Below are 9,863 nucleotides of genomic sequence, written 5' to 3'. Positions count from 1 at the left end.
TTCAAACTCTAGCGGATTTCCTCGGCTGCTCATAATCGAGCCGCTTGAATGAATTACGGCATGCCGCAATCCACCCCGTGAGGAGATCGTGCTTGGGTTTGGGTGCCGCTTCGCGCGGCTGAGTGGCTGTCACCGAACCGTTCCGGTCCCGTGACAACCCGAAGAACCTTACGGACCGGCGAAGGGCGTGTCAAGCCCCCACCAACGTCCGTCGACGGGCCGGTCAGCCGTCCAGGTCCGTGAGCCGCCCGCCCGCGTCCGGCTGCGCGTGCTCGACCCGGCGCAGCAACCGAATGAGCAGCTCGCCGAGGACGCCCCGCTCGTCACCGGAGAGGTCCTGGAGCAGGTCCTCCTCGAACGCCGTGGCCATGCGCATGGCCTCCAGCCACTTCGCGCGGCCCTCGTCCGTCAGCTCGACGATGACCCGCACCCGGTTCGTCTCGTCCCGGTCCCGGGTCACCAGGCCCTCGCCGGCCATCCGGTCGATGCGGTGCGTCATCGCCGCCGGCGTCAGGCCCAGGCGCTTCGCCAGCTCGCCCGGCCCCATCCGGTACGGGGCACCCGCGAGGACGAGGGTCTTCAGGACCTCCCACTCGGTGTTGCCGATGCCGAGCTCGGCGAGCTGGCGTCCGTACGCCACGTTCATCCGCCGGTTCAGCCGGCCGAGCGCCGAGACGACCTGCTCGACCTGGGGGTCGAGGTCACGGTATTCGCGCTGGTAGGCGGCGATCTGCGCGTCGAGGCTCGGCTCGGCGCTCGGCTCCTGGGCTTGGGGCATGCCGAGGAGTATCCCACGCTTCGCTTGGCTTCGAAGTCCTTCGACGTGTACAGTTAACTTTCGAAATTTAGTGTTGAAGTCTTCAGGCTTCAGTCCTACGAGATCGAAGTGGGTGAGTGTGACCAAGGCGAGGAGCGCTGCGATGCGCCGGATCCAGGCGGGCAACGCGCTGAGCGCGTTCGGGCTCGGGTTCACCGTTCCGTATCTGTACGTGTACGTGGCTCAGGTGCGGGAGCTGGGCGCCGGCGCGGCGGGCGCCGTGCTGGCGGTCTTCGCCATGGCCGCTCTCGCCGTGCTGCCCTTCACCGGCAGGACCATCGACCGCCGGGGGCCGCTCCCCGTGCTCGTCGGCGCGGCGCTGCTGGCCGCGCTCGGTGCGCTCGCCATGGGCGTCGCCGGCAGCGTGACCGCCGTCGTCGGGGCCGCGGCGCTGCTCGGAGCCGGTACGGCCGTGATGCAGCCCGCGCTCGCCACGATGATCGTCTGGAGCTCGGCGCCCGACACCCGTACGCGCGCGTTCGCCCTGCAGTTCTTCCTGCAGAACCTGGGCCTCGGCATCGGCGGTCTCATCGGCGGCCAGCTCGTCGACGAGAGCCGCCCCGGCAGCTTCCTGCTGCTGTTCTCCATCGAGGCGGCCATGTTCCTGGTGCTCGCGGTCATCGCCGCGACCGTGCGCATGCCGCGCACCCCCGCGATCGCGGACGCGCGGCCCGGGCACGCGGCCGTCAAGGGCGGGGGGCTGCGGGCGCTGCTGGGGCACCGGGCGATGGTGCAGCTGTGCGTCCTGGGCTTCGTGCTGTTCTTCGCCTGCTACGGGCAGTTCGAGTCGGGGCTCGCCGCGTACGGGACGGAGGCCGCCGGGATCGAGCCGTCGACGCTCGGCATGGCGCTGGCCGCCAACACGGCCGTCATCGTCGTCGCCCAGTTCCTGGTGCTGCGGTTCGTGGAGCGCGGGCGCCGTACGCGGGTCATCGCGGCCGTGGGCCTGATCTGGGCCGTCGCGTGGCTCGTCGCCGGGTACGCGGGGCTCGGGCACGGCAGCCAGGCGATGGCGACGGCGGCGTTCATCACCACGTACGGACTGTTCGGGCTGGGCGAGGCGATGCTGTCGCCGACCGTGGCGCCGCTGGTCGCCGACCTGGCGCCGGAGGCGATGGTCGGCCAGTACAACTCGGCGTTCGCCCTGGTGAAGCAGCTCGCGCTGGCGGTCGGGCCGGCGGTGGGCGGCCCCATGGGGGCGGCGCTGCACGGACCGTACATCGTGACGTTCGTGCTCTTCTCGCTGGCGATCAGCGTGCTCGCGCTGCGGCTGGGCCGGGGGCTCACGCCGGCGCAGGACCACCCGTACGCGGCGGCCCGGTCGCGGGTCGTCGCCCGGCACGCGCCCGAGGAGCGGGCGGTCGGGACGGCCGCATGACCGGAGCGGGTCAGCCCGGCAGGGCGAACTCGCACCAGACGGCCTTGCCGCCGCCGGGCGTGCGGCGGCTGCCCCAGGACGAGGCGATCGTGGCGATGATCGAGATGCCGCGGCCCGCCTCGTCCTCCGTTTCGGCGCGGCGGCGGCGCGGCAGGTGGTCGTCGCCGTCCGTCACCTCGATGATCAGCCGCCGGTCGGTGCGGCGCAGCCGCAGCCGCATCGGCGGCGTGCCGTGCTGGAGGGAGTTCGCGACGAGCTCGCTGGTCGCGAGGACGCCCAGGTCGCGCAGCTCCACCGGGAACCGCCAACTGGACAGCACCCCGGAGGCGAAGGCACGCGCGCGGGGGGCCGCTTCGACACCGCCCAGCAGGTCCAGCGCGGCGTTGTGGAACAGCTCCGCGTCGGAGCCCGTACGGGACGGGTGCTGGAGGACGAGGACCGCGACGTCGTCGTCGTGCTCGGCGGTCACGCCCAGCGAGCGCAGGAGGCGGTCGCAGACGACCTGCGGAGCGCCCGTCGCGCCGGACAGGGCGCGCTCCAGGGCGGCGACGCCCTCGTCAATGTCCTCGCCGCGCCGCTCGACCAGGCCGTCCGTGTAGAGGACGGCGGTGGAGCCGGGCGGGAGGGCGATCGTCCCGGACGCGTGCAGCCAGCCGCCCGTGCCGAGCGGCGGCCCGGTCGGGTCGTCGGCGCGGCGGACGGTGCCGTCCTCGTCGCGCACGAGGATCGGCAGGTGCCCGGCGGACGCGTAGACGAGGCGGCCCTCGTTGGGGTCGTGGATCGCGTACACGCAGGTGGCGATCTGGCTGGCGTCGATCTCGGCGGCCAGGCCGTCCAGGAGCTGGAGCACCTCGTGCGGGGGCAGGTCCAGGCGCGCGTAGGCGCGGACGGCGGTGCGGAGCTGTCCCATGACGGCGGCGGCGCGCACCCCGCGCCCCATGACGTCGCCGATGACGAGGGCCGTGCGGCCGGCGCCGAGGGTGATCACGTCGTACCAGTCGCCGCCGACCGCCGCGTCCGTGCCGCCCGGCTGGTACGTGGCGGCGACCCGCAGGTCGTCGGGTTGTTCCAGCTCCTGCGGGAGGAGTGACCTCTGGAGCGTGACGGCGGTCTCGCGGTGGCGGCGCTCGCTGGCGCGGAGCCGCTCGGCCGCCTCGGCGTGGTCGGTCACGTCGGCGGCGTGCACGAGGACCCCGCCGCCGGGCCGCTCGGGCTGCCCGTGGTGGGCGGGGACGTCGACGGGGAGGCAGGAGACCGTGTACGAGCCGCCGTCCTTCGTCCGGCGGGACTTGACCGTGCGGGGCTTGCCGCTGCGCAGGACCTGGTCCATGAGCGGGAGGAGGCCCAGGCCGGCGAGTTCGGGGCAGCTGTCGGCGGCGGCGCTGCCCGGGGCGCGGGGCCCGAAGGCGGCGGCGTAGGCGTCGTTCACGTAGGCGACGCGGTGGTCGGTGCCGTAGGTGAGGGCGACGAGGCCGGGGAGGTGGCCGAGGATCTCCCGTACGGAGAAGTCCTCCAGCGCCGGGGGCGTGGGGCGCGCGCCGGGCGCGGACGGTCCGCCGGGCGCGCCGGGGGGCTTCGCCGGGTCGTCGTCGGGGCCGGGCGTCGACTGCCGGCCGTACTCACCGCGCGCCGCGGGCACGGAGCCTTCACCGCGCTGTGCCGGCGAACCCCCGTGGTCGGTGCCGCGCGCGGCGGCACGGCGCTGCGTACCGGGGAAGCGGACGCTCCAACGCGTGAAGTTCACGGATCTCTATGCCTCGTGGTGTCGTTGCCGTGCTGAGTCACTCTGTGCAGGTGTGGGTCCACCTATGGTCACACGTCCAGTGTGACGGAGCGCACTGACGAAGGGCGTCAATCGGTTGCGGGGCCGGCCTTGCCGGGGTCCTGCGCGTCCCCCTGGCCGCCGGTTTCCCCCGTGCCCTTCGTGTCCCTCGTGTCCTTGGTGTCCTTCGTGTCCTTCACGTCCTTCGTGTCGCTCTCGTCGCTGGTGTCGTGGGCGTCGGGCGACGAGTCGGCGGTGACGGCCGTGTCGGACGGGGGCGGCGGGGGGCCCGCGGCGAGTTCGAACTCGGCACGCGGGTGTTCCAGGGAGCCGAGGGAGACGATCTCCCGTTTGAACAGCCCGGCCAGGGTCCACTCGGCCATCACGCGCGCCTTGCGGTTGAAGGTGGGGACGCGGCTGAGGTGGTAGGCGCGGTGCATGAACCAGGCGGGGTAGCCCTTGAGCTTGCGCCCGTAGACGTGGGCGACGCCCTTGTGGAGGCCGAGCGACGCGACGGAGCCGGCGTACTCGTGGGCGTACCGCTTCAGCGGCCGGCCGTGCAGGGCCGCGACGAGGTTGTCCGCGAGGACCTTCGCCTGGCGTACGGCGTGCTGGGCGTTGGGCGCGCACTCCCGGCCCGGTTCGGGCGCGGTGACGTCCGGGACGGCGGCCGCGTCCCCGGCGGCCCAGGCGTGCTCGACGCCCTCCACGGTGAGGTGGGGGGTGCACTTGAGGCGGCCGCGGGCGTCGAGCGGCAGGCCGGTCGCGGCGAGGACGGGCGCCGGTTTGACGCCGGCCGTCCACACGACCGTACGGGTGGGGAAGCGGCTGCCGTCGCTGAGGACGGCGACCCGGTCCACGCAGGATTCGAGGCGGGTCTCCAGGCGTACGTCGATGTTCCGCGCGCGGAGCTCCCGCACCGTGTACCGGCCCATCTCCTCGCCGACCTCGGGCAGGATGCGGTCGCTGGCCTCGACGAGGACCCACTTCAGGTCCTCGGGCTTGATGTTGCGGTAGTACCGCGCGGTGTAGCGGGCCATGTCCTCCAGCTCGCCGAGCGCCTCGACCCCGGCGTACCCGCCGCCGACGACGACGAAGGTCAGCGCGGCGTCCCGGATGGCCGGGTCGCGGGTGGAGGAGGCGATGTCCATCTGCTCGATGACGTGGTTGCGCAGGCCGATGGCCTCCTCGACCGTCTTGAACCCGATGCCGTGGTCGGCGAGGCCGGGGACGGGCAGGGTGCGCGAGACGGAGCCCGGCGCGAGGACCAGCTCGTCGTACGTGAGCTCCAGCGGGCCGGCGTCCTCCTCCTCGGTGGCGAGGGTCGTAACGGTCGCGGTGCGCCCGGCGTGGTCGAGGGAGGTGACCTCGCCGATGACGATCCGGCAGTGGTCCAGGACGCGTCGCAGCGGCACGACGACATGGCGGGGGGAGATGTTCCCGGCGGCCGCCTCGGGGAGGAAGGGCTGGTACGTCATGTACGGGTCGGGGGTGACCACGACGACTTCGACCGCGCCGCTCCTCATCTCGGCCTTGAGCCGCCGCTGGAGGCGCAGGGCGGTGTACATGCCGACGTAGCCGCCGCCGACGACGAGAACGCGCACACGAGTCGGGGATTCGTCGGATCCCCTCGGGGTTGCAGCCGTCACCATCCCATGACGCAACGCGCTCGGGGGTTTGTCCACAGGCCCGACGGATTGTGTGACCGGAGGTGCGGGGCCGCGCGGGAGGCCGGACGGGTGGTTGGAGAGAGTATTTCCGCAGGTCGTACGGGGTGGGGAGAGGGCCGTGCGGGAGGGGAAACAGGAGTCTTCCGGGCCTTGCTCCGATCGGGGGGCGCACCGGACGGAACTACCCCTTCTGAATTGACTGCGTCTCAACTATGTTCGTATCTCATCGGGGTGTCGGGTCGTTGCGCGTGACCTGAGCGTTGTCGGGCCGGGCCCCGGATGTCAGGGCGGGGAGTCTCCGGGGGGAGACGCCGAACAACCGGGGGAACGCATGCAGATTCAGAATTCGCATGGGCAGGCGCGGACCGCGCAGACCGTCGGCGGCGCGACCGCGACGGCGGGAATGGGCGCGGTCGGCGGGGTGGCGGGGGCCGGGGTGGCCGGGGTCGCGCGTCCGGCGCCGCTCCGCGTGGACGCCCAGCGCAACCTCGAGCACGTGCTGCGTGCCGCGCGCGAGGTGTTCGGGGAGCTGGGGTACGGGGCGCCGATGGAGGACGTGGCGCGCCGGGCCCGGGTCGGTGTGGGCACGGTCTACCGACGGTTCCCGAGCAAGGACGTGCTGGTCCGGCGAATAGCCCAGGAGGAGACGGCCCGGCTCACCGACCAGGCGCGGACCGCCCTGGGGCAGGAGGACGAGCCCTGGTCGGCGCTCGCCCGCTTCCTGCGCACGTCCGTGGCGTCGGGCGCCGGCCGGCTGCTGCCGCCGCAGGTGCTGCGGGTGGGCGTGGACGTGGAGGAGGTGCCCGCGCCGGACGACGCGCGCGTGCCGCACCAGCGGGGCGCGGTCGCGCCGACGGCGCTGCGGGTGGTGACGCCGCGCGCGGTGCCGGCGGCCGGGCTGGACGACGCGGGGGTGTCGGAGCTTCTGGACGTGGTGGGCCAGTTGGTCAACCGCGCGCGGGAGGCCGATGAACTGCGGCGGGACGTGACGGTCGCGGACGTGCTGCTGGTCATCGCGACGGCGGCGCCGTCCCTGCCGGACGCGGCACAGCAGAGCGCGGCCTCGGCGAGGCTGTTGGAGATCCTGCTGGAGGGGCTCCGCTCGCGCCCGTGACGGAGGAGATTACTCCGAACACGCGCCCGTAGGCACGTCCGTACGGAAGTTCCTCCCCGGATGAGTGGTCGGCGCTCCCGTGGCCGCGGCTGTCCGGGGGCGCTGTGGGACTCTGTGCCCGTGTTCCGGTCTGAGGTGGGGTGCGGGTGCGGGGGCGGTCGCGTTGAACGGTGACGGTGGCGACGGTCCGCTCGGCGGCACCGACGCGGTCGAAGGGGCCGACGGGTGGTCCGCGGCGCAGGTTCCGGCTCAGGGCGGCCGGCGGTCACGCCGGGACGCCCCGACCCGTGCGGACGGGCCGGGCGTCCCGCCGCAGCGCGGCCGCGTACGGCCGCCCCGGCCGGAGTCGGGCTCGGGTCCGGGGCCGGGTGTAGGCGCGGGGTCGGACTCGGGCCCGGGGCCGAACCCGGGTGCGGGTGCGGGGCCGAACCTGGGCGCGGGCGTGGGGCCGGGTGCAGGCGCGGGGTCGGGGCCGGGCGTCGACGCGGGGCCGAACCCGGGTGCGGGGCCGGTGCCGGTGGAGCTGCCGCCGTCCGACGCGGAGCTGGTCCAGCGAATGCGCGGCGGTGACGACTCGGCGTACGAGGAGCTGTTCCGGCGCCACTCGGGGGCGGTGCTGCGGTACGCGCGCACGTGCTGCCGGGACCGGCACACGGCCGATGACCTGACGGCCGAGGTGTTCGCGCGGACCCTGCAGGCGGTCCGCCGCGGCGCCGGTCCGGAGCAGTCCGTGCGGGCGTACCTGCTGACGACTGTCCGGCACGTCGCCGCGGCCTGGACGAGGACCGCCAGGAGGGAACAGCTCGTCGAGGACTTCGGGGCGTTCGCCGCGCAGGCGGCGCGGGTGTCCGAACCGGCCGGCGAGGGCGCCGTCGAGCCGGGCGCGGACGTGCGGGCCATGTGGGAGGCCGAGCAGTCGCTGGCCGTGCGGGCGTTCCGGTCGCTGCCGGAGAGGTGGCAGGCGGTGCTGTGGCACACGACCGTCGAGGAGGAGTCGCCGCGCGAGGTCGCGCCGCTGTTCGGGCTGACCGCCAACGCCACGGCGGTCCTGGCGAGCCGGGCCCGCGAGGGGCTGCGGCAGGCGTACCTCCAGGCACACGTCGACCAGTCCCTGACGGCGGGCGGTGACTGCGCCCGGTACGCCGACCGGCTCGGCGCGTACGCGCGAGGCGGGTTGCGGAAGCGGGCCGAGCGGGGGCTGCGCGGCCATTTGCAGGAGTGCGCGAAGTGCCGGTTGGTGGCGGGGGAGCTGGCGCAGGTCAACGCCGGCATCCCGGCGCTGCTGCCGATCGCGGTCATCGGCTGGTTCGCCGCCGGGTACTCCCTCAAGGCGGCGGGAGCAGTCGCTGGGGGGGCGGTCGGTGCCGCCGGGGGCGGGTCGGCCGCCGGGGGGTCCGCTGCTGGAGGCGCCGCCGCGGGTGGGGCCGCCGAGAGTGGGCCTGCAGCCACCACTGGGGGTTCCGCCGCCGCGGGCGGGTCTGCCACCGGGGGGCTCACTGCCGAAGGCACCGCTGTTGAGGGTGCCGCCGCGAGTGGGGCTGCCGCCACCACCGAAGGTGCCGCCGCCGAGGGCGTCGTCCCCGGGGGTGGCGCCGGGGGCGGGACAGCCGCCGCGGGTACCGCTGCTGACGGTGCCGCCAGGGGGGCCGCTGTGGTGGGGGCGGGGGTGTCCGTGAAGGTGGGCATCGCGGTGACGTCGGCCCTCGCGATGGCCGCCGGGCTGGTGTGGGCGCTGTCGGGCGGCCCCGGTCCCGTACCGGAGCCGGAGGCGCGTCCGCCGGCCGTGCGGTCCGTCGTACCACCCGTGGTGGAACCGCCCTCGGACGCGCCTCGGCCGCCGTCCCCGGGCCGGAAGGTACCCGCGTCGGCGCCCGGTCCGACGTCGGGGCCCGGTCCGGCGTCGGTTCCGCGCCCGGAGCCGAGACCGGAGTCCGCTCCGAAGCCGCCCCCGGCGTCCGCGTCGGCGCCAGCCACCGCACCGACGCCGGTCCCGGTGCCCTCGCAGGCGGCTCCGGCCCCGTCTCCCGCGCCCGCGTCTCCTCTCCCACCGGCACCAGGACCGACACCACCGACGGCAACGAAGGCCCCCGAGCCCACGCCGACGCCGGTCCCGGCGCCCGAGTCGGCCACGTACCGGGTGGGGCAGCTGAAGTACGACGTGTTCGGCGACCGCACCGGTCCCGAGCTGCGGTTCGGCGGATCCGGCTGGGTGTGGCGGCGGCACGGGCTGTCCGTCGGCGGCACGTCGTACGGGCACGGCATCACCGTGCACCCCGGGTCGTCGGTGACCGTCGACCTGAACCGGACGTGCTCCGTGTACCAGGCGCTCGTCGGGATCGACGACATGTCGAGGGGGCTCGGCCCGGTCCGCTTCTCCGTGTGGGCGGACGGGGTGCGGCTGTGGCGGTCGCCCGTCGTCGACGGCGGCGACCCGGCGGTGCCGGTCCGCGTCGGCATCGCGGGCCGTGCCACGGTCAAGCTGGTGACGGAGCCGTCCCGGCTGGCCGGCGCGGTGGCGCTGGCGGACTGGGCGGAGGCCCGGATCACCTGCGGGGGCGGGTGACGGGACCCGTGGAGCGGGCGTACGACGCGGTGGCGGTACGGGGGCGGGGACCGGGGCCCCCGTTCGGGAACGTCTCGGTCGTGCTGGGCCCCGGAGCCGGGGTGGTGCGCGTCCACGGCGACGCGGCCCCACGGGTCGTCACCCGCCGTGCGGAGGGCGCCGTCGGCGTCGACGATCACACAGCCGTCGGCAGGCGCGAGGGGAAGTTGCCGTCGCCGCCCGTCACTGGGGAGGCCGTGCCCGCCCGGCCCGACAGGAGCGGCTGAGCTAGCAGGGTCGGTAGGGACGGTTGGGGCGGTAGGGACGGCTGAACCGGCAGGGACGGTAGGGACGACCGGCCCGGTGGGGGCGGTAGGGGCGGCCGGCCCGGCGCTCGTTCCGCGTGGGCGTGCCGTACGAGCATGCCGTACGGGGTGTCGTGTGCGGCTGGTGTCCGGCTCCCTGGCGGGCAGGAGGCCGCTGCGGGGCGGGGAGCCGATCGGGCGGTCCGCGTCGGGCGGCGGCGGGACCACACCGTCCGAGGGGCGGGGGCGGGGCGGCGTACGCGTACGGGCTGTGG

General features: G+C 74.7%; 6 protein-coding genes. 3 read left to right on the top strand and 3 right to left on the bottom strand.

What is annotated here, in order from left to right:
- Nucleotides 1–223 precede the first annotated feature (223 nt).
- A complete protein-coding gene (locus tag RND61_RS20190; protein WP_315879403.1) occupies nucleotides 224–778 on the bottom strand; it encodes a MarR family winged helix-turn-helix transcriptional regulator in 555 nt (184 codons plus the stop codon).
- Between the two features lie 142 nt (nucleotides 779–920).
- Here RND61_RS20190 and RND61_RS20185 point away from each other — a divergent pair, with 142 nt between their 5' ends.
- Nucleotides 921–2,195: an MFS transporter gene (locus RND61_RS20185; RefSeq protein ID WP_315879402.1), complete on the top strand. Its 1,275-nt coding sequence runs from the start codon at nucleotides 921–923 to the stop codon at nucleotides 2,193–2,195.
- A 10-nt stretch (nucleotides 2,196–2,205) separates the two neighbouring features.
- Here the strand turns inward: RND61_RS20185 and RND61_RS20180 are convergent, their stop codons facing one another.
- Together RND61_RS20180 and RND61_RS20175 are read right to left on the bottom strand one after the other, a co-directional pair.
- Nucleotides 2,206–3,939: an ATP-binding SpoIIE family protein phosphatase gene (locus RND61_RS20180; protein ID WP_315879401.1), complete on the bottom strand. Its 1,734-nt coding sequence runs from the start codon at nucleotides 3,937–3,939 to the stop codon at nucleotides 2,206–2,208.
- Between the two features lie 107 nt (nucleotides 3,940–4,046).
- Nucleotides 4,047–5,609 carry an NAD(P)/FAD-dependent oxidoreductase gene (locus tag RND61_RS20175; RefSeq protein ID WP_315879400.1) on the bottom strand — a complete coding sequence of 521 codons (1,563 nt, stop codon included), beginning with the start codon at nucleotides 5,607–5,609 and terminating at the stop codon, nucleotides 4,047–4,049.
- Between the two features lie 349 nt (nucleotides 5,610–5,958).
- Between RND61_RS20175 and RND61_RS20170 the strand changes: the two genes are divergently transcribed.
- On the top strand, nucleotides 5,959–6,741 hold the full coding sequence (locus RND61_RS20170) for a TetR/AcrR family transcriptional regulator (RefSeq protein ID WP_391653784.1): 783 nt from the start codon (nucleotides 5,959–5,961) through the stop codon (nucleotides 6,739–6,741).
- Nucleotides 6,742–7,297: 556 nt separating this feature from the next.
- Nucleotides 7,298–9,304, top strand: a complete 2,007-nt coding sequence (locus RND61_RS20165) for a sigma-70 family RNA polymerase sigma factor (protein ID WP_449343280.1) — start codon at nucleotides 7,298–7,300, stop codon at nucleotides 9,302–9,304.
- The last annotated feature ends 559 nt before the right edge of the window (nucleotides 9,305–9,863 follow it).

The organism is Streptomyces tamarix, assembly GCF_032423885.1.
In the GTDB taxonomy this organism is placed as follows: Bacteria; Actinomycetota; Actinomycetes; order Streptomycetales; family Streptomycetaceae; genus Streptomyces; species Streptomyces tamarix.
Note: the sequence above shows the minus strand (reverse complement) of the source record. Positions and strands in the feature narration are given on the sequence as shown.

Bases quoted from the DNA above. Each gene is read 5' to 3' on its own strand.
- RND61_RS20165 (WP_449343280.1), top strand. From the start codon at position 7,298: ATGCGCGGCGGTGACGACTCGGCGTACGAGGAGCTGTTCCGGCGCCAC.
- RND61_RS20190 (WP_315879403.1), bottom strand. From the start codon at position 778: ATGCCCCAAGCCCAGGAGCCGAGCGCCGAGCCGAGCCTCGACGCGCAG.
- RND61_RS20185 (WP_315879402.1), top strand. From the start codon at position 921: ATGCGCCGGATCCAGGCGGGCAACGCGCTGAGCGCGTTCGGGCTCGGG.
- RND61_RS20175 (WP_315879400.1), bottom strand. From the start codon at position 5,609: ATGGTGACGGCTGCAACCCCGAGGGGATCCGACGAATCCCCGACTCGT.
- RND61_RS20170 (WP_391653784.1), top strand. From the start codon at position 5,959: ATGCAGATTCAGAATTCGCATGGGCAGGCGCGGACCGCGCAGACCGTC.